Here is a 24933-nt window from a genome sequence, read left to right on the forward strand (position 1 = left end):
CGGATAGGCCTCGGACATGCGCGATCGAGCCCTCTGGTGGTGTCAGCCATGGTCTTCCCAGCCGGCGGCGCACAACCTCGCCTCGCTGACCATGACGTCACCCGCTCGGGCGGACCGGACGTACATGTTGAGCCCGTTCGGACCGAGATCGCCCGAGCACCTGACGACCAGGCTCATTTTGCCGATCAGGTCGATGCCGTCGAAGGAGACCGTTCCGGGCGACCTGCGAGCCACTGCGGGGTACTCCTCCCAGCGCCGCCTCGACCTCATCGGAGTCCATCCCGAAGCGCAACGGGCCCACCCCCGCCAGCGGATCGAGCACCCATTGCGGCCGATCTTCCGGCTCCCCGTTCCACCAGGCCACGACAACCCCACCGACGACTCGAACACCCCGGCACACTTACCCTTGGTCTTGCACGTCACCCTTAAGCAGCCCCTCTGACATCGTGCCGCCGACTACCTGACCGACGGCACGGCAACGCCGGTACTGTCCGGTCGTTGCACTGAGCGTTCTGCAGGGCTGGCATGCCGATCGCGCCCATAGGTCACAAGGCACTGCCGAACCAGGCCCCAGCCGCCGCGGGTCGTCTTCGATCAGACGGTCGAGTCGGGCATGATCTCCCGGACCTCCTGCGCACAGCGGCATGCGGCAGCGATCTTGGCAGCCCACTCCAGCGCGTCCTCACGTGAGGGCACATCGATGATCGAGAACCCGCCGAGCACCGCCTTGGTCTCCGGGTACGGGCCATCCGTGACGGACCCGTCGGTGGCCACGACGCTCGCCTGCTGCCTTTCCAGTCCACCGCCGAAGACCCACACACCGGCGTCCTGAGCTTTGCGCACCACCTCGTGCGAGGCCTCGGCCACCTCGGGCAACTCCTCCTCGGGGAAGGTCATCGCGCCGTCATCGAACGAGATCAGGTACCGCGTCATACGTGCCTCCCTTGGCCGTTGGCCTCCTTCGGCCGCCCCTCACCCTACGACGAACGCCTGCCTTCAGAACCGACACTTCCCCATGCCGGCCGCTTCACGGTTTCGTGGGAGCACCACTGATCGAGGGCATGACCCGCACGGGACCGGCGAATGCGAGGCGGCCGATCGCCCCCTGCTCCCAGTGCCCGCACCTTGCGGGGATGGTCCGGAGCCGGCGGGTTGCCGGCGGCTGGAGACGCCTGCTTCCTGAGCCTGTGGGGATGGGTCCCATGTCCCGCCGGTCGGCGGTGACCGAGGCCGTCCGCTGTCTGCTTCGGGCAGCGGTACGGACATGGTCCGAGCGTCGGTTCCGGCGAACGGGCTGCACATGAGGAGTCCCTGATGAAGGCCACGTCCATCAGCCGCTACGGCGGGCCCGACGTCATCGAGCTCATTGACGCCGAGGAGCCGCTTCCCGGTCCCGGCGAGGTTCACCGTGACGCATGATGGTCGCCCCCGCCGACCTGACCGTGCCGCTGAGGGGCACGGCTGTCGCCCCCGTGGGTCGCTGCTGTGCCGCTTGTGCGGATCCGACATATCAAGTTCAGCGAATGCGATGCGTGCTCACTGCTGCCCGGTTCCGGCGCGGTGCGCGGTCCTGAAGCGGCGTTGATACGCGGCGGGGCTTATCGCCATTCGCCTCACGAAAACCCTCCGCATGCTCTCGTAACTCGGGAATCCGGCGAGGGACGCCACCTGGGTCGCGGTGTGCCCTTGGTCGAGCAGGGCTTTCGCCATGTCGAACCGGACCGACTCCACGTACCGGGCCGGCGTGGTGGAAAGTTCGTCGCGGAAGAGCCGGGTGAGGTGCCGGGGGCTCAAATTGAGGTGCTTGGCGAGCTCGCCGACCGAGTAGTTGCCCGCGGGATCGGCCGTCACCAGGTCGGTGATCCTGCGGATGGCCGGGGAGCGGGGCGGTGGTCCCTGCAGCGGGGCGGAGAACTGCGACTGGCCGCCCGAACGCTGCAGATACACCACCAGGGAACGGGCGACGTCGCGGGTCAGATCAGGGCCGTAGTCCTCCTCGACGAGTGCCAGCGCGAGGTCGATGCCGGCGGTCACGCCCGCCGAGGTGTACGTGGTGCCGTCACGGACGTAGATCGCGTCGGGCTCGACGCGGCTGGCCCGGTGCCGTGCCGCGAGTTGGTCCGTGACCTTCCAGTGCGTGGTCGCGCGCTTGCCGTCCAGGAGACCGGCGGCGCCGAGGACGAATGCCCCGGTGCAGATCGACGCGACCCGGTCGGCCTTGACGGCCAGCGTCTGCGCCGCTTCGAGCAGGTCACGGGCTACGGCGTTGCGCGGGTAGAGGTCCGAGCCGGCCACCAGGAACGTATGAGGGGCGAGCTCCGTGGCGGCGCCGGAGACGGCGATCCGGACCCCGATGGACGAGGCGACGTCGTCCCCGGTCGGTGAGACCAGCACGACCTGGTAGTCGGCCCCGAACCGGTTCGCTTCCGCGAACACCTCCGCGGGGCCGGCGACGTCCAGCAGCGTGACCCCGTCATAGACGAGGATCACGACCTGATGCGCAGCAGGGTTCACACCGCCATTCTCCGCCCGTCCGGATTCGGGTGACTCGTGGCGGGACTGCGGTGGCGCCGAACGCCCGGTGGTCGGCAGTGTGGAAGTCGGAGGCACCGTTCCTTCATAACACACCGAAATAAGAAAGCGCAGAGGTCATGACCGAGATCATCGCCGGTGTAGAGATTCCCGAAACAGCCGCGGTCGCCGAAGCCACCCGACTCGTCCAGGAGACGACCAGCCCCCTCATCTACCATCACTCCCGGCGCGTTTTCGTCTTCGGCGCCATTCATGCCCGCAGGCTCGGTCTCGACCCCGACCCGGAGCTGCTCTACCTGGCCTCCATGTTCCACGACACCGGCCTCATGACGCCCTTTTCCGACGTGGAGCAGCGGTTCGAGGTCGACGGAGCCGACCACGCGCGCAAGTTCATGCTGGAGCGCGGTTTCCCGGCCACGGCCGCCGACGTCGTCTGGACGGCCATCGCGCTGCACACGACACCGGGAATTCCCGACCGGATGGGCCCGGAGATCGCCATCACGAATCTCGGCGTCCTGACCGACGTGCTCGGCCTGGGCCTGGACGAGCTGGATCGCGCCCAGGTGGAAGAGGTGATCGCCCTCCATCCGCGGGGCGACTTCAAGAACGAGTTCCTGCAGGCCTTCGTCGACGGACTCCAGCACCGCCCGGAGACCACGAACGGGACCGTGAACGCGGACGTGCTGGAGCACTTCATCCCCGGGTTCCGTCGTACGACCACGGTCGAGCGCATCATGGGCGCGCCCTGGCCGAGCTGATCAGACAGCCGTAGTGGACGACGTGATGAAACATGTGAACCGGCGTCGCGCCGGCGTCCGTCTCGGACGAGGCGCCGCCTTCACCGTGCTCGTCTCCGCGAACGTGGTGATGATGGCCACGGCGAGCGCACCCTCACCGATCTACCCCCTGTACCGGGCGCGTTGGGGATTGTCGGTCACGATGCTGACGGTGGTCTTCGCGGTGTACGTCGTGGGTCTGCTCGGTGCCCTGCTCACGGTCGGATCGCTGAGCGACCACGTGGGTCGCCGCCCGGTGCTGGCCGCCGCCCTCCTGGTGGCGGCGGCCAGCACGGCGATCTTCTGGACGGCCGAGGGAGTCGTGTCCCTCCTGGTCGCGCGGGTGGTGCAGGGCATCGCCACCGGGGCGGCCACGGGCGGTCTCGCCGCCGGTCTGGTCGAGCTCTCGCCCCAGGGGCGTCCGCATCTGGGGCCGACGATGACGGCGGTGGGCACGAGTTTCGGCATGGCCGCCGGCGCCGGGACGGTGGGGTTGCTGGTCCGGTTCACCCCGCGTCCCGACGCGTACGTCTTTCCCGTCCTCACCTGCACGTTCGTGGTTCTGGCCGCGGTCGTCCTCGCGATGCCCGAGACGCGCGCCCCACGCGCCGGTGGACTGGCGTTGCTGCGTCTCAGGGTCCGGGTCCCCCGGGATGCCCGGCCGGCGTTTCTCGCGTCCGTCCCCGCCCTCGTCGCAGGGTGGTCCGTCACGGGGCTGTTCCTCGCGCTCACCCCATCGCTGGTGAGAGACGTCCTGCACGTGCGGTCCGGCGCCGCGGGCGGACTCGGCATCGCAGTGCTGTTCCTGGCCAACAGCGTGGGCGGCTTGTGGTCCGTGCGGCACACGGCTCGGCTCGCCACCCTGCTGGGAGCGGTGCTCCTGGCCCTGGGCGCGGCCGGACTGGCGGTCGCCATGGCTCTCGCGTCACCGCTCGTCTCTGCGGGCGGGGCGGTCGTCGCGGGGCTGGGGGTCGGCCTGACCTTCAACGGCAGCCTCCGCGTGATCAGTGAGGTCACGAGCGCGAAGTCGCGGTCGGAGGTCTTCTCCGCCGTCTACGTGATCAGCTACGCGGCGCTGAGCCTCCCCGCCCTCGCGGCGGGGTTCGCGGCTCCCGTGTGGGGACTGGAGACCACGGGCTACCTGTACGTCGGGTTCGTCGGGGTGCTCTCCATGGGTGCCGCCCTCCACGCCGGCCGGTCACGTGCTCTCGGGCCTCTCGGGGGCAGGATGCGCGCGGACTCGCAGACCGAGGGTCGGAGCCGACCTCATAGCGAAGGGATCGCTCACCGAGCGCTTGTTGATGGCAGAGGGAATTCATGACAAAGCGCAGAACGATTCTCTGCGATGGTGCGGATATCTTGGTGTGGTCATGGATTCTCGTGCGCGCCGAACAGTGAATGGTCTTTCCGCGTCGGCGAAATTCTGATGGGTAAATTTGCTTAAGAGAGGACTTGTCATGCAAGCCGTCACCGCTCGGGACCGGAACGCCGGAGCCGATGGGCTCTCGCTCACCGACATGCCCCACCCGCACGCCGCCGAGAACGACGTCATCGTACGGGTGCACGCCGCGGGCTTCACGCCGGGGGAGCTCGAGTGGCCGGGAACCTGGTCCGACCGGGCCGGCCGTGACCGGACGCCGAGCGTACCCGGGCACGAACTGTCGGGCGTCGTGGCCGAACTGGGCTACGGAACCACGGGCCTGACCGTGGGCCAGCGGGTGTTCGGACTGGCCGACTGGACCCGGAACGGCTCACTGGCCGAGTACGTCGCGGTGGAGGCCCGCAATCTCGCTCCGCTCCCGGTGGACGTCGACCACACGGTGGCCGCCGCGCTGCCGATCTCCGGGCTGACCGCATGGCAGGGCCTCTTCGACCACGGGCACCTCACCACGGGCCGGACCGTCTTGATCCACGGTGCCACGGGAGGGGTCGGGTCGATCGCCGTGCAGCTGGCACGCGAGGCGGGCGCCAGGGTGATCGGCACCGGCCGGGCCGCGGGCAGGAGCACCGCGCTCGATCTCGGCGCGGACGCGTTCGTGGACCTGCAGAACGACCGGCTCGAAGACGTCGGCAAGGTCGACCTGGTACTCGATGTGTTCGGCGGCGACATCCTCGAACGCTCGACGGCGCTGGTCCGCGCCGGCGGCACGCTCGTCACCATCGCGGAGCCACCAACCGTCCAGCCCGACGACGGGCGGGCCGTCTTCTTCGTCGTCGAGGCCGACCGGGCACGTCTCGCGGACCTCGTCCAGCGGGTCCGGGACGGCCGACTCAAGCCGATCGTCGGGGATGTGCTGCCCCTGTCCGAGGCACCTGCAGCCTTCACCCACAAGGGGCGCCGCACCCCCGGCAAGACGATCATCCGGGTCACGGAAGGCTGAGTGCGGGCGCACGCCCGCAAGGGCAGGCCGGGCGCGCCGCGTGGGGGAACAGCGCCCGGCCGGCCGTGACGCCTGGTACCCCTGGGCGTCCCGCTGCGCCCTACGAAGCAGACGAAGGACCGTCGGCGACGGCGTGTCCCCGGTCGTCCGAGTCGATGAAGGCGAGTGCCCGCCTGATGTGGGGGAGAAGGTCGCCCGGATACTCGTGCCCGAGTCCCGGCAGCACCTCCACCTCGCAGGGGACTCCCTGCGAGGCGAGAAAACCGGCGAGTGCGGACAGCTTCTCGTACCGCACGCCGCCGTCGTCGTCGGCGCCCACCAAGAAGAAGCCGCGCAACGGAAGGCCGCTCCGGCGCCGCCTCTCGATGAACGGCATCCAGGACGCAGGGTGGGCAGTACGCGGCCCCGCCATCCCCAGCAGGACGAAGCCACGCGCCGGGACACTCCCTTCGAGCGCCGTGCGCAAGGCGGTCTCGGCGCCCATGGAGAAGCCCGCGACGACCAGGTGACCCGGGTCCAACCGGCGATCCGCCGTCAGCGCCGCGTACTGTGCGCGGACGTCCCGCAGGGCCACGGCCTCGTCGTCCCAGACAGCGCGATTGCGTGCGATCCACTGCGAGGACTGGAAGGCCACGAGCAGTCGGCCTTCGCCCACGACCCCTCGCCAGCCGCTCATCGATTCGTGGGCGTTCCCGCCGTTGCCATGCAGGGCGACGACAGCGCGGTACTGCTCCGCCCCGGCTTCGTGGCCCATGGCGAGGTAGCGCGACGGGCCGGAGGCGGCTCGCTGGCGAGCCGTGCTTTCACGCGCCGCCTCCTCGAAGTCGGCCGTGCCTTGCAAGAAGTCCCAGGACGGCGACTGACGCAGTAACACTTCGCCGTACCAGTGGCCCCGCGCCAGGGCCTCTCGCAAGAGTGCCACGGCGAGGTCGGCATCACCCATCCGTGCGGCCGCACACGACCGCAGGTAGTAGACGTCCGATTCGTTCTCTGTGAACTGCGGCCCCTCGTCGGTGACGAGGCGGTACGCGTCCGCGTACCGCTGCTCGTCCGACAACTCCCTGACGCGTTCCTGCAGCCTTGGGAATCCGGGTGACGTCATCACATCCCTCTTCCGTCCACCCGCCGTTCGCGATGGCGATCACCGGGACAGCCCCTATCGCCACGTTGGCGAGGTGACGTATCAGCGCCCGCACGTAAGGGCAATCGTAAGGTCAAACGCCGGCCCCCGTACGGCCGTCGCGGGTCGCGTACATGGCGCCACGACACGGGCAAAAGCCCCGCGGAGCGGCGACGTTCAGCAGCAGCCGGTCGTCGTCGGGCGATCGTGATGCACGGCTCACGGTCACCGTGAACCGGTACTCGCTTCCAATACCCGAGCAGTTCTCGACGTGTCCCGACTCGGCCTATCACCCGTACAGCCGCTGCACGCGGGCCCGGCTGTCCGACGGAGCCCTGCTCACGCAGGACCGGTCCCCGGCGGACGAGAAGCGACCGTCGGGGGCGGCAGTGCTGACCACGCTGCTCACCCACAAGGACGGCACCCAGGTGTTCGTCTCACAGGCCCCTGGTGCCACAGGGAGCCCGACGACCGGGGAGTCCCCGCTTCCCCTGACGGCGAAGGCCCTCGCGGCCATCGCCGGTTCACCCGCCTGGAAGCCCGTCCTGTCCGCCACGCCCGTCCCGCGGACCGCTCTACCCGGAACGTCGCTCGTCCCCAGGATGACCGGCCGTCAGATCACCGACACCATCGCCGACCTGCTGCCCCCGGCGCTGCGCACCGACGGCCTGCGCGTGGTGATCACCGCGGTCAACGCGCCCGCCTACCAACTGCCCGCGTCCCGGGCCGAACCCGTCCTGACCACGCGGCAACTCCAGCGCATCGCTCTCGCCTCCGCCTGGCGCCGGGCCGCGACGGGCTGAGGTCGTAGCGACGGGTGGGCCGTGTGCCCATCGAGGCCCGCCGTCCATCGGGGATGTGGGCCTGGCTCTCAGGTGCCGCCCGAAAGTGTCGCGGGCTGCTCCGCGTAGCAGCTGTCGCAGGGTCTTCTCTGTAGCGTTCACCTTTCATCCATTGCAATGCCCTGAGGGTAAGGCGTTGCATTGCGTCCACAACCATTGCATGAATTCTCAGCAATGACCTGCAATGCTGCGCTAGTTGTGCAACAAGTCTGTTGCCGTATCAGCGAACGCAACGTAGCGTTTCTGTTGTCAGAAACACCGGGACGCACCGGCGCCCGATGGAGACGAAGGAGAGCACGATGCAGAAGTTCGACACCCCCGCCCCGATCCTGGCCGTCCTCGACGTCCCCGCCGGGCGCATCCGGTTCATCGCCGCCGACCGGGCCGACGCCACCGTCGAGGTCCTGCCCGCGGACGCCGCGAAGAGCCGCGACGTGAAGGCGGCGGAGCAGGCCGAGGTCGCCTACCGTGACGGCGTGCTGCGGATCGAGCCCCCGGCGGCGAAGAGCCGGATCCTCGGCGCATCCGGGTCCGTCGACGTGACGGTCCAACTGCCCACCGGCTCCCGCATCGAGGCGAAGGCGGCCGCCGCCGAACTCCGCGGCGTGGGACGGCTCGGCGACGTCGTCTTCGAGGGCCAGCAGGCCACGGTCAAGCTCGACGAGGCCGAGAGCGCCCGCATCTCCGTCCTCGCCGGCGACATCGCCGTCGGACGCCTGGGCGGCCCCGCCGAGATCAGCACCCAGAAGGGCGACCTCCTCATCACCGAAGCCGTACGCGGCACCGTCACACTGCGGACCGAGCACGGCGGGATCTCGGTGGGCGCCGCCCGCGGAGCCTCCGCCTCACTGGACGCCGGCACCGCCTACGGCCGGATCCACAACGCCCTCAAGAACACCGACGGTGACGCCGCCGACCTGGACATCCACGCGACCACCTCCTACGGCGACATCACCGCCCGCAGCCTGTAGTCGCTTCCAACCAGGACGCGAAGCAACCGCCATGGCGACGCGGGCCGTCTCCCGCAACGTGCCGCACCCCAGGGCGGCGTACACCGACAGCCGTCGGAGTACGCCGCCCCGTTCGTGCGCAAGGAGCCCGATCGACCAACGTAGTGATCTTCGCCCGGCGGAAGCCGCGCGGAGTCCCTCGAAGGCCGGGCACATCATGCATCTCGCCGACCATCCCGCACGTCGCCGACTCGACGCAGCCCTGGACGACCTCGCCGTCACCGTCCGGGGCATGACCGCACATCCGGACGAGCACAACTGCGAATGTCACTGGGGAAGTCCGGAGGAGCTCGCCCTCCTGAAGACGCCGGAGGTGATGCTCGAGCCGGACCTCCTGCGCCGGACCTGGCAGGCCGTCGACTGGACCGACCACGCGGCTGTGGCGCGCCGTATCCTGCCGCAGTTCTCCCGGGCCCTTGTCGCCGACGGCGCGGACCCCATGTTCCGGCTGGAAGAGGCCGGGACGTCCTTCGCCCGCGGCCACTGGCAGCAGTGGCCCGACGACCACGCCGCTCCGGTACACGAGTTCCTGCACGCCTGGTGGGCGCAGAGCCTTACCGACCCGGACGCGGCCGTCCCGGCGCACCAGGTCCTGGTGATGTGCGCGGAGGCATCAGGAACACTCCGCCCCTGGCTTGCCGCATGGCAGCAACAGACCGGGCACCTCAGCGACCGGCGCCTCGCTGACGCGGCGGCGGATTGGGAGTACCAACTCCTGGGGGACGGCCTGCCGTGGTACATCGGGTGGTACGAGCACGACGAAGAGGAGATGCGCGCCGAACTGGTCGCCTGGCTCCTCGGTCACGGTGCCGCCCGGCTCCGTGAGTCGGGCGCGTCGACCGGGCTGCAGCACCGCATACGGTTGCTCGGACTCACGGGCGAGGACCGCTGGACGGATCCGCACTGGCCCGGCCACCGCTACTGACAAGCAGCGGGGCGAAGGCTCCGCTGGGCCCGGCGGTCACGTCCCGACGAAGCTCACCGTCTCCGTGATGTCCGCGCGGCCCGTGCGCAGTCGAGGCACGCCTTCCTTCTCGAAGCCCACCGCGACGCCGCAGAACAGCACGAGGCCGTCGCTTGCCCCGACGGCCTGGCTGACGGTCCTGCGGTACATGGTCCACATCACCTGGGGGCAACTGTGCAGGCCTTCCGCCCTCAGCAACAGCATGACCGTCTGCAGGTACATCCCCGCGTCGGCCCACTGTCCGAGCCCCATCGTCCGGTCGAGGTAGCAGAACAGGACGACCGGCGCCCCGAACGCCTCCGAGTTCAAGGCCGCGATCTTCCTGGGCCTGTCGGGGTCGTCGCGCTCGATCCCCAGTGCTTGGTACCGCTGGGCGGCCGCGGCGGAGAAGCGGTCCAGATAGGGAGAGGCCAGTTCGGCCGGGTACATGGGGTACTCCCGATCGTCACCCGGGTCTCCCGCCAGCGCCCTGCCCGTCGCGCGCCGCTTCAGGTCGGCCAAGGGCTCGCCGGTCACGACGTACACATGCCAGGGCTGGAGGTTGCCGCTCGACGGAGCCCGCGTCGCCGCGGCCAGCACTCTCTCCAGCGTCTCCTTGGACACCGGCGCGTCGCTGAACGCCCGCACCGCCCGGCGACTGTCCACGGCTTCGTACACGTCCACGTCTTCCCGCCCCCTCACTCCACGACGACCACCTCTTCTACCGCCTTCAACGCGTACGAGTTGCCGCGGGTGCGGAAAGGGCTGCTCCGGCACCGTGATCCGGAACGGACAGGGCCGGCGCTACGGGTGAGCGCCGGCCCTGGGACGGTCGTCGCAGGTGGTCACCCGCGGCGCTCGATCGTGTGGCCCAGCACGTCGATGACCGATTCCCTGCGGGCGTCGATGGAGGACGGCTCGATGCTGCTACTGCGTATGTCGATCTTGCCGTCGGGAGATGCCTTGTCGATGACCTCGGGCAGTTCGGCGGCGAGGGCGTCGGGCTTCACGCCGGCCTGCTTGCTGGCCTCGGCCACCTTGTCGGCGCCGAACGCGTCCTCGATCTGCCTCGTCGTGACCGGTTCGTTGGGACCGTTGCCGAGCCATGAGTCGACGACGCCCTTCAGGCCGCTGTCGCTCAGGAGCTTCGTCGCACCCTCGAGCAGTGCCTGCAGCTCGTCCATCATGCCGCCGCCGCTGCTCTTCGTGGGGTCAGCCATGGGTTACTCCCGTGGTTGTGGTCTGTGCGGGCGACACGCGGCGATTTCGGATGCTGCGCCGGTCGGCGATGGGGTGGGGCCGACATAGTGTTGCCGCAGGTCGCACATGGTGTCGCCTCGCTCGTACACCCCCTCCAGGCCAGCACGAGACGTCCGCGGGCGCCGTGCGATTAGCCCATCCGGGTGACGCGAGGAGGCCCTCCTGCGCGTGTCGGCGTGCCCGGCGACCGGCAGGCACCGCGTCGGCGCCGGGAACATGCCCGACGGCGATGGCGACCCCGTACGAGGAGCCCGCGGGATCGCTCGTCGTTCAGCTGTCCGAGCCGGTACCGCCACCCAAATGATCTCTCCCGGATAAAGTCAGCACCGGCGTGGCGTTGATCGATCAAGGGAGCGGACGGTGGCTGGACGGACCCAGACCGATGCCGGTCGGCATCCGGCGCTCTCCGGGCCGCGGTTCGTGGGCCGGGAGCGGGAGCTCGCCGCCCTGGGCGGGGCGCTCGGGCCGGCCCCCGCGCTCGTCCTGCTCGAAGGTGAGGCGGGTATCGGCAAGACCCGGCTGTTGCGCGAATTCCTGGGGTCGCAGGCCGAGCGGGGACGTCGTGTCCTCGTCGGGGCCTGCCCGGAGTTGCGGGTGCCGTACACGCTCGGGGCGGTCGTGGACGCGGTGCGCGACGGTGTTGACAACGTTGCCACCCTGGGGCTGAGCGGGCTGGGCGGTGCGCTGCGGCCCCTGTTCCCCGAGTGGGCCGACGACCTGCCTCCCGCGCCGGAGCCACTGGAGGACGCGAGCGCCGCCCGGCACCGGCTGTTTCGCGCGTTCGTCGAGGTCCTCGGACGGCTCGACGTCGCGGTGCTGGCGATCGAGGACGTGCACTGGGCGGACGAGGCGACGCTGGAGTTCCTGTTGTTCCTGGTCTCCCGCCGACCGCAGACGCTGAGCGTGGTGCTGACCTACCGGCGGGAGGAAGTGCCCGCCGACTCGCTGCTGTTGCGGCTGTCCTCCCGGCCGCCAGCCGACGCGCACCTGGTCAGGCTGACACTGCAGCCGCTGGACATCCCCGAGACCGCGTCGTTCGTCTCGTCGATGCTGGCCGACGGACACGTCTCGACCGAGTTCGCGACCTTCCTGCACGCACGCACGGAGGGTGTGCCGCTGGCGGTGGAGGAGTCGGTGCGGCTGATGCACGACAGGGCCGACCTGATCAGCCAGGACGGCGGGTGGGCACGGCGCCGGCTGGACCGCATCGACGTGCCGCCCACGATCCGCGACGCCATGCTCGAACGCGTCCAGCGGCTCCGGCCCGATGTCCGGACCGTCCTGTACGCGGTGTCGGTACTGTCCGGCCCGGCCGACCACGCGACCCTGAGGGCCGTGACCGGCCTGCCCGAGGACCGGTTCGCCGCGCAAGCGGCCGAAGCGCTCGGCTGCGGCCTGCTGCGTGAGGACAGGCCCGGGCAGTGGTCGTTCCGTCACTCGCTCGCGTGTCACGCCGTGTACGACGCCATCCCGGCCGAGGAGCGGCGCGCCATGCACCTGCGCGCGGGCCGGGCACTGGAGCGATGGCCGCTGCCGCCGGTGGCGCAGTTGGCCCGGCACTTCCGGCTGGCCGGCGAGGTCGACGCCGCGTGCCGGTACACCGAGCAGGCGGCCGACCTCTGCGTCCAGTCCGGAGACGTGGCCACCTCGGCACTGCTACTGCACAGCCTGGTGACCACCGTGGCCCTCCCGGCGGAACCGCTGGTACGGCTGGTGACGAAGATCCAGTTCCAGGCGCTGTCCGGTTCCGACCCGTACTCGAAGACCATCGACGCGCTGCGAGCGGCCCTCTGCGGCCAGGTCCTGACGCCGGGACAGCAGGCCCTGGTCCGCTTCCAGGTCGGCCGGGTCCTCATGGTGGCGGGAGAGATCGAGGCGGGCCGCTTCGAGATCCTGCGGGCGGTGCCCCATCTCGCACTGGACTCGCCGGAGGCGCCGCGCGCCCGCATCCTGCTCGCCCTGCCCCTGGGGAACGCACGCCCTGTCGCGGAGCACCTGCGGTGGCTGCAGGAAGCACCGCCGCTGGCCCAGGCGATGGCCTCCCACGACCGGCTGCGCCTGTTCGTGGAACGCGCCTTCGCGCTGCTCATGCTCGGCGAGGAGGCCGGCTGGGACGCGGCCCGGCAGATCCCGGACGACGTCTCCGATCCCCGGGCGGCGGCCATCGTCGCGATAGGACACACGAACGTCGGCGAGGAGGCGACGAGGTGGGGCCGGTACGACGAGGCCAGGGCACGGCTGGCCACGGCCCAGGCACTCGCCGAGCGCCACCAGCTCCTGGACTACCTCGACAGCATCGCCTCCTCCCGGGCCCACCTCGACTGGTTCACCGGCGCCTGGCCGGGACTCGCCGAGCGGACGGCGCGGCTGGTCGACGACGACGGCGGCGTACGGCTGAAGGACCGGTGCGAGGCCGCGCTCGTGGCGGGCCTGATCGAGGCCGCCGCCGGGGACCGGGAGGCAGCGGAGGCACGCCTGCGCTTCGCCGGACGCGACGACCAGCAACGCATCGAGGCCGCGGCCGCGCTGGCGCAGCTGTGCCTGCGCGACGGCGAGGTCGAGGAGGCGCTCCGCCTCACCGACCAGCCGGCCGAGATCGCCGTCAGCGGCGGCATCTGGTCCCGGGCCGTCGAGTTCGCCCCGGCACGGGTCGCGGCCCTGGTCGCCGCCGGTCAGCTCGGCCGCGCCGCCGACCTGGCCGACACCTTCGAGGGGGCCCTGGGAGACAGGGACGCCCCGGCGCCGCGGGCGTCCGTGGTGCTGTGCCGCGCCATCCTGGCCGAAGCCGACGGCCGGCTCACCGACGCCGCCTCGCTGTTCGCCCGGGCAGCCGACGCCTGGCAGGCACTGCCGCGCCCCTACGACGCCCTGCTCGCACGGGAGCGCCACGCCCGCTGCCTGCTCGCCGACGGCCGGGACGAGGCCGCTCTGCCGGTGCTGGCCGACGTCCGGCGAGCATTGTCGGAGCTCGGCGCCCACCACGACGCCGACCGGGTGGCACGGACCCTGAACGAGCGGAATGGGGACAGCCGCGAGACGCGCGGCCGGGGACGGCCCAGCTACGGCAACCACCTCTCCCCGCGTGAGCTGGAAGTCGCCCGCCTGCTGCTCGACGGCCGGACGAACCGGCAGATCGCCGACGTGCTGGTGGTGTCGACGCAGACCGTGGCCAGCCAGGTGAAGTCGGCCATGCGCAAACTGCAGGTGACGTCGCGGACCGGACTCGCCCTCAGGGTCGTGGAGTTGCGACTCGTGGGCGAGCAGGGGCAGACACCGCAGGGCGACGAGTGAATTCACCGTCATCGCCCGGGACGAAAAAAAGGACCCACGGGCGAACGACCAGTTAAATCCCGCATCTGACCAATCGAGGCGGCGTCGGGCCCGGTTGCACACTCGTCCCCATGTTGCCCGCAGAACCGCCGACGCCCCAGCCGACAGCCGACCTGCTCGAGCCGGGACTCCGTTCCCGGCCCGCACCGGCGCCGGCAGAAGCGCCGGCCGAACCAGCGGACGCCTCCGCCGCCCAGCACGCGGGCGCTGATGCCGACGTCGTGGGCGAGTACGAACCGCTCTAGCCAGGAGGCCCGGTGCCGCTGTGCGGCCTCGGGGCACATCGCACCAGCTCTCCCCCCGGTCATCACTCTCACAGGAGATCGAATAGATGAGGCGAAGGGAAAACAGGCGAGCCAGACGACGCTTGGGCGCCGTGACCGTCGGTCTGACCATCCTCGGGATGGTCGCGTCGACCACGGCGACCCACGCGGCCGAGCCTGCCCGGAAGGTGACGCTTCCAGGAGTCGTCCAGACCAAGAAGACGACGGTGATCGACAACGATGACCTCGCGCGGACGTTCTCCGCTTCCGGAGCCACCGTGCCGGTGACGCTGATCACCGGGGACAAGGTGGACGTCGCCGTCGACGCCCACGGCAAGCCGACCGTCCGCGCCATCGAGAGCGCGGCACGGCCTGACGGATCCCCCGTCGTGTTCCACACCATCACCCGCACCGGCAAGGTGTACGTCGTCCCCAACGACGCCCTCGCGCTGGTCGGCAGCGGACTGCTCGACTGGGGACTCTTCGACCTGACCGAGCTGGTGACGCTCGCCGCGGCCGGCAAGGGCGGCGAGGTGCCCGTGCTGGTCACCTACACCGGGAAGACCGGGGCCCAGCGAGCCCCCGAGGTCGCCGGTGCGACCGCCGGCAGGACGCTCGCCAGCATCAACGGCCGCTCGATGGAGATAGCCGACGGCGGCCGCTGGTGGCAGGGGGTGCGGGGCAAGACGGACTCCGGCACCGCCGCCGCCCGGTCCGCCGGGACCCTGGCCGGGGTCAAGAAGGTGTGGCTCAACGGGCTGGCCAAGATCAGTCTCGACACCTCCGTACCGCAGATCGGCGCGCCCGTCGCCTGGGACCGCGGGTACGACGGCAAGGGCGTGTCCGTGGCGGTGCTCGACACCGGCATCGACGCCGGACACCCGGACGTGTCCGGACACCTCGTGGAGAAGGTCGACTTCACCGACAGTCCCAGCGGTACCCGAGACGGCCACGGGCACGGCACCCACGTGGCGTCCACGATCCTCGGCACCGGAGCCGCGTCCGGCGGGGTGCGCAAGGGCGTCGCACCCGGCGCGGAACTGCGGGTCGGAAAGGTCTGCGACGACCAGGGGCAGTGCACCGACGACGCCGTCATCGCGGGCATGGAGTGGGCCGCCCACTCCGGGGCCAAGGTCGTCAACATGAGCCTCGGCGGTGACCCGACCGACGGGACCGACCCGCTGAGCCAGTCGCTCAACGAGCTCAGCCGCGCCACCGGGACCCTGTTCGTGGTCGCGGCGGGCAACTCCGGCCCGGCCAACGGAACGGTCGGGAGCCCGGGCGCCGCCGACGAGGCACTGACCGTGGCGGCGGTCGACAAGCAGGACAAGATGGCCGACTTCTCCAGCCGCGGACCGCGGATCGGGGACGGCGCCGCCAAGCCCGACATCGCCGCCCCGGGCGTCGACATCGTTGCGGCACGCGCCGCGGGCACGGCCATGGGCACGACGGTCGACGACTACTACACCACCGCCAGCGGGACCTCGATGGCCACCCCGCACGTGGCCGGCGCCGCGGCCGTCATCGCCCAGCAGCACCCGGACCTGACCGGACGGGAGATCAAGGCGCTGCTGATGAGCACCGCCACCGACCTGGGGTTCGACCGGGACGCCCAGGGCGTCGGCCGGGTGGACGTCGCCGCCGCGATCGACCCGCGGACCACCGCGAACGGCAACCTCGGCTTCGGCCGCCTGGCCTACCCGCACGCGCCGCAGACGCGGAAGATCACCTACACCAACCACACCGACGAGCCGAGCACGCTCCACCTCACGGCCTCGGTGTCGTCCGCCGGCAAGGCCGCTCCCGCCGGCCTGATCACCCTCAGCGCCGACGAGGTGGTCGTACCCGCGGGCGGTTCGGCCGAGGTGTCGATGACGCTCGACGGCCGGGTGCTCGGCACCGACGGCGCCTTCGGCGGCTACTCCGGACTGCTCAACGCCCGGGACTCCTCGGGAGCACTGCGGTCGGCCGTCCCGGTCACCGCCTTCCTCGAGCCCCAGAAGCTCCCGCTGACCGTGAACGTCATCCGCCCGCCGGGCGCCACCGACGTCGAATACGGATCCGCCTCCTTCCTTCCCCTCGACGGCGACGACATCCCCGGCCTGGGCAAGGACGTGACGAGCGCGCTCGGTGCCGACACCTTCACCCTCTCGCTCTTCCGCGGACCCTACTCGGCCACCGTCCCGCTCAAGTGGCGGGACGCGGCGGGGGAGTGGCAGCAGGCCGCGCCGGTCGTGGCGGAGGTGGACCTCGCCAAGGCGACCACGGTCACGTTGGACCTGCGCAAGCTCAAGCCGCTGACCGTGCGGTTCCCGGAATCCACCGAGGTCTACGAGATGAGCGACAACACCCGGCGGATCTCGGCGACCGGCACACGGTCGTTCCTGACGGCGTTGACGACCGGATACGGCGACGAGCCCAACTGGTGGGCGCTGCCCACCGGCAAGGTGCACACGGGTACCCTCACCCAGGACACCTACAGCGTGCGGACGACTCCGGTCGTCACCATGCGGGCCACGGGCGGCGGTGCCCCCTTCAGTCTGACCGCCCGCTACCGGACCCCGGACGCCTCGCTCGTCGGCTCCCAGATGTGGCAGGACGGCGAGAAGTCGGTCGTCCGCGAGGTCTCGGCCCCGATCGCGCGACTGCCGATCAAGGGACGCGTGCCGGTGGTCTACGCGGGCACGGGCTCCGCCCCCGAGCTCGCCGGCGTCAACGCCCGGGGCAAGCTGGTGCTGCTGACCCCGACTGACATCTGCGGCACCAGCTGTGACTTCCCCAGGCTCCGCGACGAACGGGTGGCGGCCGCCGCCGCTGCCGGCGCCGTCGGCGTGCTGGTCTCGGCACCGGACCTCAACTCGGTGGGCGGCTCCTTGGAACTCGCCCTGTGCACGGACGGGCCGCAGAGCTGTCCGAAGGTCGAGCCGTACGCCGCGCTGCCGGTCGTGAAGGTGCCGTACGCCGAGGCGGACCGCCTGATCAAGCGGATCAAGGCCGACCGGTCGAACGTCAAGATCGAGCTCGGCGGCAGCGCTGCGCCGCGGACCTACGCGGCCAGGTACCACTCCGACGGCCGGATCCCCTCCGACCTGGAGCACCGCGTCGGGAAGGGCGAGCTCGACAGGGTCGACCACTACTTCCACGCCGACCGGCCCGGAGTGGTCACCAGGATGCTCTGGTGGCAGCAGTCCGAGTCCGCCCCGGGTGCGATGGGCGACGCCCTGCCGCACACGAGCACGCAGCAGACGATGACCACCTTCATCAAGCGGCAGCCCGACGCCATCGACCAGTTCTACGCCGCCTGGGCCGACCACGGAGCGGACTCCGTCCTCGTCCAAGCCCGCGGCGAGAGGCGGGAGATGGTCCTGACGGGCAGGGACGACGTCCACTGGAACGAGGGTCCGGCCGTACCGGGCGCCGTGCCGCAGGTGCGGACCAAGTCAGGGTTCACGCTGGCCACCGCGACGCCGTGTTCGGGCTGCCGGCAGGGCGACACCTTCTACCCGACCTTCCAGCTGACCAGCAGCGGAGGCGCCCGCCAGGCCGTGGTCGGCATCGTCAACAACGACAACCTCGCGGAGTTCCTCTTCGGCGCCCCGGTCTGTGCCGCGACGGCCTCGCCCACGTTGCCGACCCTCGGTTCCACCTGCGAATTCGAGCTGCTGAACCAGTCCGGTGACGAAGTCGAACGCCGTCTGCAGCGACTCCACGTCGGCATCTTCGAGAGCCGGCGATGACGGCCGCAACCGCTAAGGAGACCAGCGCGATGAACACGAGCCTGCCGTCCACACGGCGCCGGAACGGGATCTTCGCGGCGCTCGCGGCCGCGGCGGTGCTCGCGCTCTCCGGCTGCGCCGGGGGCTCCGGGGACCTCGTCGCCTACGACCTGCCGGCCACATCGGCCCGGTACACGTTCGAGGCGGAGACCAACGGGGTCAAGACGGTGTGGGAGTACACCTCCGACAAGCCCACCAAGGGCGACGCCCCGCAGCTCCAACCGTGCATGGGCGACGTGGTCGGCGACAACCGCGCGGCCTGCCGCCCGGAGCCGCTGATCTTCCTGCGTTACGACCTCGGTCTCGGCCTGGACAACACGGCCAAGGCCGGGGAGATCCACCAGATCACGGTCGTCGGCTACTACCAGGAACGCCTCAGCACCCCGCCCGAGGTGAACTCACTGCAGGTCGAGGCCACCTTCGACGGTGGCCGGAGCTGGCACACGGTGACCAGCAAGGCCGCCGGTACGAACACCTTCACCGCGAAGATCAAGCATCCGAAGCAGGATCAGGCCGCCCAGGGTGTCGGTCTCCGGATCAGCGCCACCGATACCGGGGGCAACACCGTCAGGCAGACCTTCCCCACGGCGTACACGCTGCGCTGACGGGCACGGCCGCGAACACCTGAACAGGGCGGGGCGAGACCGAGTCTCGCCCCGCCCTGTTCGGGCTGCGGAGGCCTACGGCTGGGGCCACAGAGGTTTCTGTATCTGCAGATCCACGACCGACACCCACTCCGCCGACGGGATGGCCCGCTCCACGACGAACCACTCGTCGGGGCGCTCCCCGAAGTGCGTCGCCGTCAGCACGTGGACGGTCTGGGCCGGCAGCCTGGTGCCCGCCCACGCGTGCCACCGCTGCGCCTCCGGGGCCGGCACTTCCACGGTGAACCGCACCGTGCAGTCCCGGAAGGGTCCGGGGAGCGAGGCGGGGCTGGGATCGGACGTGAGGTGCACGGTCCCCGCCAGCTCCTGCCTGCCCTCCTGAGCCGTCGGCCAGGTCGCTTTGATCTCTGCGTCTGCCAGGATCAGCGGCCACAGCTCCGGCCGCGTGAAGTGGAAAAGCAGCATGCCAGGATTCTATTGGGTGCTCCGCGCGTGTGTTCCCACCGCCGACCGGGCCGCCCGTCCCGGGCCACGAGACGAAGCGCCACATCAGGATCAGAGCTCCTACGATTCCGGCCATGGCACGCTTCGAGGACCTTCGCCGCTCCCTCTCGGACACCGAGGGCCAGTACGGAATTCAGGAGCCCCTGACCGACCCGTTGATCGTGGAGGCCGAGCGCTCGCTGGGCGTCACACTCCCCGGTTCCCTGCTCGATCTGCTGCGCCGGCAGAACGGAGGCGCGGTGGCGGCCGACCGCAACGCCTTCCCCACGAGCGAGCCGACCTCGTGGAGTGCCGATCATGTCCCGGTCGCCCTCCTCATGGGCATCGGGCACCGCGCGGCGGCACTCTCCATGCTCGACAGTCCGTACCTGGTCCGGGAATGGGGGCTCCCCACCGCGGTGGTGCTGGTCTCGGGCGACGGCCCCTGCTGGATCGGGCTGGACTACCGGGCCTGCGGGCGGCACGGGGAGCCTTCCGTGACCTGGTTCGACGCGGAACTCGAAGCGGAGTTGCACCTTGCCCCGGACTTCCGGTCGTTCATCGAGGGGCTGACGCGTGAGCCCGGAAGCCTGTGACGGGCCGAGAGCCGTCCCGTCATTGATCTGCGAGCTGCCTCGGGAGCCCTTGGCCGTCATACGGGTCGCTCGTATCCGGCGAGGGTGAGGTTGTGCATCCGGGCGATGCCGCGTATGGCGCAGGGGACTCCGTCGCCTTTGAGGCGGCGGTCGCGGCGGAGCTCCGCGACGGCGGGGTCCCGGGGCTCCGAAGCCGTGATCACACCAGACACCGCGAGATCGTTTCACTCGTCACCGGGCGGCCCGCGTATGGCCGGGGCCGTCATCGCCATGGTGGTGCCGGGGGAGGGGCTCTGGCTGGGCTTGGCCCTCCACTACTGGGGAGAGCCGGCTGTCTTCCTGGCTGTCGGCGCGCTGCTCACCGGCCTCCTGACCGTCTACCTGGCGCGTGCCGGGGTGCGCCGCTACTGGCTGTGCGCCGCGCTCGCGCCAGTGGGCGCTGCCGTTTTCCACCTGGCGGAGGTGTTCGTCCTCGACGCCCTCCTCTGACCGAGCGGTGTGGTGAAGTGGCCCCCTCGTAAGCGACGTCGGGAGTCGCAGCGCGGAGGAAGGCGGTCCGCCCATGTCCGTGCCGAGCCTGCTCGGGGTCTTCGCCCACCCGGACGACGAGTCGTTGTCGGCGGGCGGAGTGCTGGCCCGTCACGCGGCCGCTGGTGCCCGGACCGCGGTCGTCACGGCGACCTGGGCCGCGGACAGCGCGCGGGCCGCGGAACTGGGCGAGGCGCTGCGGATCCTCGGCGCCGGTGCGCCGCGGATGCTCGGCTACGCCGATGCGCGGGTGCCCCGGTCGGCCCCGGGCCGCCCGAGGTTCTGCGACGCGCCGCTCGACGAGGTGGTGCACCGACTGGTCGCGCACATCAGGGAGTTCCGCCCCGACGTCATGGTCACCCATGACGCCTACGGCGGCCTTCCCGGTCACCCGGATCACGTGCACACCCATCGGGTGACCGTGATCGCCGCACAAGCGGCCGGGCTCGGGCAGCTCTACCCGGATGCCGGTGCCCCCTGGCAGCCGCGTTCCCTGTACCTGGCCGCCCACCCGAGCTCGGCCGTGCCGGCGCTGCACCATCTGGTCGGTGCGCGCAAGGCGATGTACAGCGTCCCGGACGAACAGGTCACCGCGACCGTCGACGTCCGTCCCTGGATGACGCAGAAGGTCGCGGCGGTGCTGGCGCACCGCTCCGAGGTCGAACGCGGAGCCGTGCCGGGGGTGATCGCAGGCCTTCCATCACATGCCCGGGAGCGACTGCTCGCCACCGAGTGGTACATCCGCCACGCCCCCTTCTCCGCAGCGGCGGCCCAGACGGAACTGACCACCTGACCAGGCCGTCCGGGCCCTCGCTCGTCAACGCCGGTCCAGGAGACCGGACTCCCCCAGGCGGCGATCTCCACACGATTGCGGGCGGCCGGCTTGGTCTGCACGTTGGCGAGGTGCGTCTTCACCGTGCCGGCCGAGAGGGCGCCTCGGCGATCTCGGCATTGGTCAGTCCCCGGGCGACGAGGCTGACGGGTCACCGCGGGCAAGGGCCGACGGCCGCACCGGCACGGAAGGGGAGCCGGCGCGGCCGCGTGTGGGGGGCGGTCAGCGGGACGAGGGGAAGTCCAGGTCGTCAGCCGGCCGTCAGCTCGGCCGGGCCCGGCCAGCGGCTCGTGATGACCTTGCCGCGCGTGTAGAAGTGCACGGCTTCGCTGCCGTACATGCGGTGGTCGCCGAAGGCCGAGTCCTTCCAGCCACCGAAGGAGTGGTAGCCCACCGGCACCGGCATCGGCACGTTCACGCCGACCATGCCGGTCTCGACCTCCAACTGGAACCGGCGGGCCGCACCGCCGTCGCGGGTGAAGACCGAGCTGGCGTTGCCGAACGGGGAGCCGTTGATGATGTGCATGGCCTCCTCGTAGGTCTCCGCGCGGAGCACGCACAGGACGGGGCCGAAGATCTCGTTCCGGTAGACGTCCGAGTCGGTGCTGACGTTGTCGAGGAGCGAGATGCCCATCCAATGCCCGTTCTCGCGGCCCTCGACGGTGAAGCCCCGGCCGTCGAGCACCACATCGGCGCCCTGGGCGGCCGCGCCCGCGACGTACGCCGCGACCTCGTCACGGTGTGCCTTGGTGACGAGCGGGCCCATCTCGGACGTCGGGTCGTCGCCCGGGCCGATCTTGACCTTCGTGGCACGCTCGGCGATCCGCGGCACCAGCGCGTCGCCCGCCGAGCCGACCGCGACCACCACGGAGACCGCCATGCAGCGCTGGCCCGCGGATCCGTAGGCGGCGTTCACGGCGGCGTCGGCGGCCGCGTCGAGGTCCGCGTCCGGCAGGACCAGCATGTGGTTCTTCGCGCCGCCGAGGGCCTGGACGCGCTTGCCGCTCGCGGAGGCCCTGCGGTAGACGTGGCGGGCGACGGGCGTGGAGCCCACGAACGACACGGCCGCCACGTCCGGGTGGTCGAGCAGCGCGTTCACCGCGACCTCGTCGCCGTGCACGATGTTGAGCACCCCGTCGGGCACGCCCGCCTCGGCCGCGAGCTCCGCGAGGAGCATGGACGCGGACGGGGCCTTGCTGCTGGGCTTGTGGACGAAGGTGTTCCCGCAGGCGATCGCCATGGGGAACATCCACATGCCGATCATCGCGGGGAAGTTGAACGGCGAGATGCCCGCGACCACGCCGAGCGGCTGCCGTATCGACGCCACGTCGACGTCGCCCGACACCTCGGTGGACGTGTCGCCCTTGAGCGCCATGCCCAGCCCGCAGGCCAGCTCGACGATCTCCAGGCCCCGGGCCACCTCGCCCAGCGCGTCCGCGTGGACCTTGCCCTGCTCGGCGGTGATCAGCGCGGCCAGGTCGTCGCGGCGCGCGTCCAGCAGTTCGCGGTAGCGGAAGAGGATCGCGATCCGCCGCGCGAGCGGGGACGTGCGCCAGGTGGCGTAGGCCTCCTTCGCCGCCGCGACCGCGGCGTCGACCTCGTCGGCGCCGGCCATCGCGACCCGGGTGGTGACCGTTCCGGTCGCGGGGTCGGTCACGGGTCCCCAGGTGCCGGAGGCGCCTGCGGCGTCTCCGTAGGGCTTGCCACCGATCCAGTGGGTGACGGTTTTCATCGGCGGAACTCCTCCAAAGGTGACGGTGGCGGGCGGTGAGGTTCCTGTCGTCCACCTCACGGACCCTGACTGCAGCCGGAGGTCCGCGGTCCTGTCCACGGACACGCCCCCAGCCCGGGAGCGCGCGGCTGCTGATATCGAAGTTACGGTTCCGATCCGCACGAACAGGCGCTTGGGAGCCCGGCGGCCCGAAGTGCCTGCCGCGTGTCCCGAATCGTCGTGGGCTGGATCACCCGGATGCCGGGAGCCGCCGTGTTCGCGCCCGGCGCGATGAGTTCCGGCCGCGGCGGGAGTCTGTTCCGGTGACCGTCGCAGGACGCCGTCGACGGCCGTACGACGCTGCCCGGCACCAGACACCACGGAGGACACCATGACGACCACACCGGACGACCCGACCACCGCGCTGCCCGGCCGCCCGCCGGTCGTGGACCTGGCCACCTGGCAGGCCGCCCGTGACGAGCTCCTGCTCCGCGAGAAGGCGCACACCCGCGAGGGCGACGCCCTCGCCGCGGCGCGCCGCCGGCTGCCGATGGTGGAGTTCGACGGGACGGTCGAGGTCGTCGGACCCGACGGCCCGGTCCCGTTCCTGGACCTGTTCCATGGCCGCGACGAGCTCGTGGTCTACAAGCACATGTGGCACGACGGCGCGCCGCACCAGGGGCAGTGCGAGGGCTGCACGACCACGGCCTGGCACCTGAGGGACGCCGTCTACCTCAACGCCCGCGGCGTCTCGTTCGCCGTCCTGACCACGGGCAGGTGGGAGGAGGTGGCCCCGTACGTCGAGTTCATGGGCTACACCCAGCCCTGGTACTCGGTGCGCGACGTGGACGGGCCGGCCGGCGGCAGCATGGGGTACCTCACCTGCTTCCTGCGCGACGGCGACCGGGTGTTCCTCACCTACTCCACGACGGGGCGCGGCAACGAAGCGGTCAACGGGTCCATGGGCCTGCTCGACATGACGCCCTACGGTCGCGGCGAGGCGTGGGAGGACAAGCCCGAGGGTTGGCCGAAGGGCGGCGACGCCTGCTGGTCCTGGCGTTCGGACGCGGACGGGAACGCCACCTGGGGCCCGACGAGCCGCCCCGTGCCGCAGTGGACCCGCCCGGGCGCGACCCCCGTGGAGACCCTCGGCCGGCACGGCCACCACCACTGACGCGCCATCCTCGAGGGGCGTCGGAGGTGTGGCCGGACCGCCACGGAACGTGAGCTTGATGGGACAGCTGGATGATCGTTATCATCTACGAGCGGGCTGAGGGTTGGAGGTAGGGTGGATAACGTTGTCAGCCCTGGGTGGCGGCACCAGCCCCGGATCTGTGGCGGTTCCCCGAACCCGGCGGCCTGTCCGAGCGGCATACGGCGGGGGTGCCCTGCTCGACAGGAGCACCTGCCGGGCCATCAGAGCGATGTGGAAGTCATGCGGTGAAGAGCCTCAAAGCGCTGGTCGGCAGTCGGGTGCAGGACACGTCGTGCGACGACCGGGTGCGCCTGCGTCTCGCCCCTGCGGAGGGAGGTGAGACGTCAGGCGTCACCACGGAGCTGGTCCTGGAAACGGGGTTCCGCCTGCGGGACGACGACGGCCAGTACCACGACATGCACCCCGGAACGGGCTCTGCCCTCGCCCCGGTGCTCGACCTGTTCGGTCAGTCCGTCACGGACGTCGAGGTGGTCGCCGACGGTTCGTTCCTCATCGCCTTCGACGCCGGTGCGCTCCTGTGGATCGTCGCGGACGCGAGGTTCGACGTGCGGCACGTGCCCGGCGCGTGAAGCGGATCCCCTCGGCGGGCCTGCCCGGCGTGGGTCGTCGGGCTACGGGGCCGGCGGGGCGGCGTGGAAGGGGCGGAGTTCGAGCCATTCGTGGATGGGCCTGCCGCCGGCGCCGGGTGCGGCGGAGAGTTCTCCGGCGAGTTCGAGGGCGCGGTCGTAG

At 70.9% G+C, this 24933-nt stretch carries 22 protein-coding genes and 4 pseudogenes; 15 read left to right on the forward strand and 11 right to left on the reverse strand.

From position 1 onward, the window contains the following. Nucleotides 1-42: 42 nt before the first annotated feature. From ABZ312_RS20320 to ABZ312_RS20330, 3 genes are all read right to left on the reverse strand, one after another. The gene (locus ABZ312_RS20320; RefSeq protein ID WP_500325981.1) at nt 43-234 is read right to left on the reverse strand and encodes a hypothetical protein; all 192 of its coding nucleotides are present in this window, start codon (nt 232-234) and stop codon (nt 43-45) included. Nucleotides 235-594: 360 nt separating this feature from the next. After that, the gene (locus ABZ312_RS20325) at nt 595-933 is read right to left on the reverse strand and encodes a YciI family protein (protein ID WP_500325979.1); all 339 of its coding nucleotides are present in this window, start codon (nt 931-933) and stop codon (nt 595-597) included. 603 nt (nt 934-1536) lie between these two features. Next, a complete protein-coding gene (locus ABZ312_RS20330; RefSeq protein WP_500325977.1) occupies nt 1537-2514 on the reverse strand; it encodes a GlxA family transcriptional regulator in 978 nt (325 codons plus the stop codon). 137 nt (nt 2515-2651) lie between these two features. Here ABZ312_RS20330 and ABZ312_RS20335 point away from each other — a divergent pair, with 137 nt between their 5' ends. The 3 genes from ABZ312_RS20335 to ABZ312_RS20345 all read left to right on the forward strand — a co-directional run bounded on the left by ABZ312_RS20335 (nt 2652) and on the right by ABZ312_RS20345 (nt 5689). Continuing rightward, nucleotides 2652-3290: an HD domain-containing protein gene (locus ABZ312_RS20335; protein ID WP_500325975.1), complete on the forward strand. Its 639-nt coding sequence runs from the start codon at nt 2652-2654 to the stop codon at nt 3288-3290. 25 nt (nt 3291-3315) lie between these two features. Beyond that, complete coding sequence (locus ABZ312_RS20340) at nt 3316-4629, forward strand: MFS transporter (RefSeq protein ID WP_500438394.1); 1314 nt, start codon at nt 3316-3318, stop codon at nt 4627-4629. A 136-nt stretch (nt 4630-4765) separates the two neighbouring features. Beyond that, entirely contained in the window at nt 4766-5689 is a 924-nt protein-coding gene (locus ABZ312_RS20345) for an NADP-dependent oxidoreductase (protein ID WP_500438396.1), read from the forward strand. Nucleotides 5690-5789: 100 nt separating this feature from the next. Here the strand turns inward: ABZ312_RS20345 and ABZ312_RS20350 are convergent, their stop codons facing one another. Next, nucleotides 5790-6746 (reverse strand): alpha/beta hydrolase, encoded by a 957-nt coding sequence (locus ABZ312_RS20350; RefSeq protein ID WP_500438398.1) that lies wholly within the window; start codon nt 6744-6746, stop codon nt 5790-5792. Between the two features lie 293 nt (nt 6747-7039). Here ABZ312_RS20350 and ABZ312_RS20355 point away from each other — a divergent pair, with 293 nt between their 5' ends. The 3 genes from ABZ312_RS20355 to ABZ312_RS20365 all read left to right on the forward strand — a co-directional run bounded on the left by ABZ312_RS20355 (nt 7040) and on the right by ABZ312_RS20365 (nt 9586). Continuing rightward, on the forward strand, nt 7040-7612 hold the full coding sequence (locus tag ABZ312_RS20355; protein ID WP_500325969.1) for a hypothetical protein: 573 nt from the start codon (nt 7040-7042) through the stop codon (nt 7610-7612). A gap of 338 nt (nt 7613-7950) precedes the next feature. Continuing rightward, the gene (locus ABZ312_RS20360; protein WP_500438400.1) at nt 7951-8622 is read left to right on the forward strand and encodes a DUF4097 family beta strand repeat-containing protein; all 672 of its coding nucleotides are present in this window, start codon (nt 7951-7953) and stop codon (nt 8620-8622) included. A gap of 196 nt (nt 8623-8818) precedes the next feature. Continuing rightward, nucleotides 8819-9586 (forward strand): hypothetical protein, encoded by a 768-nt coding sequence (locus tag ABZ312_RS20365; RefSeq protein WP_500438402.1) that lies wholly within the window; start codon nt 8819-8821, stop codon nt 9584-9586. A gap of 36 nt (nt 9587-9622) precedes the next feature. On the opposite strand, the gene ABZ312_RS20370 is transcribed toward ABZ312_RS20365, so the two are convergent. Both ABZ312_RS20370 and ABZ312_RS20375 read right to left on the reverse strand, forming a co-directional pair. Beyond that, nucleotides 9623-10288 (reverse strand): nitroreductase, encoded by a 666-nt coding sequence (locus ABZ312_RS20370; protein ID WP_500325964.1) that lies wholly within the window; start codon nt 10286-10288, stop codon nt 9623-9625. Between the two features lie 161 nt (nt 10289-10449). Further along, nucleotides 10450-10824, reverse strand: a complete 375-nt coding sequence (locus ABZ312_RS20375) for a YidB family protein (protein WP_500438404.1) — start codon at nt 10822-10824, stop codon at nt 10450-10452. Nucleotides 10825-11224: 400 nt separating this feature from the next. Between ABZ312_RS20375 and ABZ312_RS20380 the strand changes: the two genes are divergently transcribed. The 4 genes from ABZ312_RS20380 (at nt 11225) to ABZ312_RS20395 (ending at nt 18838) form a co-directional block, all read left to right on the forward strand. Further along, nucleotides 11225-14155, forward strand: a complete 2931-nt coding sequence (locus ABZ312_RS20380; protein WP_500325962.1) for a helix-turn-helix transcriptional regulator — start codon at nt 11225-11227, stop codon at nt 14153-14155. A 110-nt stretch (nt 14156-14265) separates the two neighbouring features. After that, nucleotides 14266-14439 (forward strand): hypothetical protein, encoded by a 174-nt coding sequence (locus tag ABZ312_RS20385; RefSeq protein WP_500325960.1) that lies wholly within the window; start codon nt 14266-14268, stop codon nt 14437-14439. Nucleotides 14440-14570: 131 nt separating this feature from the next. Further along, nucleotides 14571-18194, forward strand: coding sequence for a S8 family serine peptidase (locus tag ABZ312_RS20390; RefSeq protein WP_500325958.1), 3624 nt, complete (start codon nt 14571-14573; stop codon nt 18192-18194). A gap of 29 nt (nt 18195-18223) precedes the next feature. After that, entirely contained in the window at nt 18224-18838 is a 615-nt protein-coding gene (locus tag ABZ312_RS20395; RefSeq protein WP_500325956.1) for a hypothetical protein, read from the forward strand. Between the two features lie 75 nt (nt 18839-18913). On the opposite strand, the gene ABZ312_RS20400 is transcribed toward ABZ312_RS20395, so the two are convergent. After that, nucleotides 18914-19303 carry a hypothetical protein gene (locus ABZ312_RS20400; RefSeq protein ID WP_500325954.1) on the reverse strand — a complete coding sequence of 130 codons (390 nt, stop codon included), beginning with the start codon at nt 19301-19303 and terminating at the stop codon, nt 18914-18916. A 113-nt stretch (nt 19304-19416) separates the two neighbouring features. On the opposite strand from ABZ312_RS20400, the gene ABZ312_RS20405 reads away from it, so the two are divergent. Then, entirely contained in the window at nt 19417-19917 is a 501-nt protein-coding gene (locus ABZ312_RS20405; RefSeq protein WP_500438405.1) for an SMI1/KNR4 family protein, read from the forward strand. A 56-nt stretch (nt 19918-19973) separates the two neighbouring features. Here the strand turns inward: ABZ312_RS20405 and ABZ312_RS20410 are convergent. Next, a pseudogene (locus ABZ312_RS20410) lies at nt 19974-20081 on the reverse strand (IS5/IS1182 family transposase); the annotation flags it as partial. Between the two features lie 85 nt (nt 20082-20166). Here ABZ312_RS20410 and ABZ312_RS20415 point away from each other — a divergent pair. Together ABZ312_RS20415 and ABZ312_RS20420 are read left to right on the forward strand one after the other, a co-directional pair. Further along, on the forward strand, nt 20167-20406 hold the full coding sequence (locus ABZ312_RS20415) for a hypothetical protein (protein WP_500438407.1): 240 nt from the start codon (nt 20167-20169) through the stop codon (nt 20404-20406). Between the two features lie 73 nt (nt 20407-20479). Next, nucleotides 20480-21238, forward strand: coding sequence for a PIG-L family deacetylase (locus tag ABZ312_RS20420; protein ID WP_500325949.1), 759 nt, complete (start codon nt 20480-20482; stop codon nt 21236-21238). A 53-nt stretch (nt 21239-21291) separates the two neighbouring features. Here the strand turns inward: ABZ312_RS20420 and ABZ312_RS20425 are convergent. Both ABZ312_RS20425 and ABZ312_RS20430 read right to left on the reverse strand, forming a co-directional pair. Beyond that, nucleotides 21292-21425, reverse strand: a pseudogene (locus ABZ312_RS20425) (LuxR C-terminal-related transcriptional regulator); the annotation flags it as partial. A 74-nt stretch (nt 21426-21499) separates the two neighbouring features. Next, a pseudogene (locus ABZ312_RS20430) lies at nt 21500-23009 on the reverse strand (CoA-acylating methylmalonate-semialdehyde dehydrogenase). Nucleotides 23010-23379: 370 nt separating this feature from the next. On the opposite strand from ABZ312_RS20430, the gene ABZ312_RS20435 reads away from it, so the two are divergent. Then, the gene (locus ABZ312_RS20435) at nt 23380-24162 is read left to right on the forward strand and encodes a DUF899 domain-containing protein (protein ID WP_500358089.1); all 783 of its coding nucleotides are present in this window, start codon (nt 23380-23382) and stop codon (nt 24160-24162) included. 266 nt (nt 24163-24428) lie between these two features. Further along, nucleotides 24429-24773, forward strand: a complete 345-nt coding sequence (locus tag ABZ312_RS20440) for a DUF6188 family protein (protein ID WP_500325945.1) — start codon at nt 24429-24431, stop codon at nt 24771-24773. 42 nt (nt 24774-24815) lie between these two features. On the opposite strand, the pseudogene ABZ312_RS20445 reads toward ABZ312_RS20440, so the two are convergent. Beyond that, nucleotides 24816-24933 (reverse strand): annotated as a pseudogene (locus ABZ312_RS20445) (YciI family protein); the annotation flags it as partial.

The sequence above is a fragment of the Streptomyces sp. NPDC006207 genome (assembly GCF_040613835.1).
Lineage (GTDB): Bacteria > Actinomycetota > Actinomycetes > Streptomycetales > Streptomycetaceae > Actinacidiphila.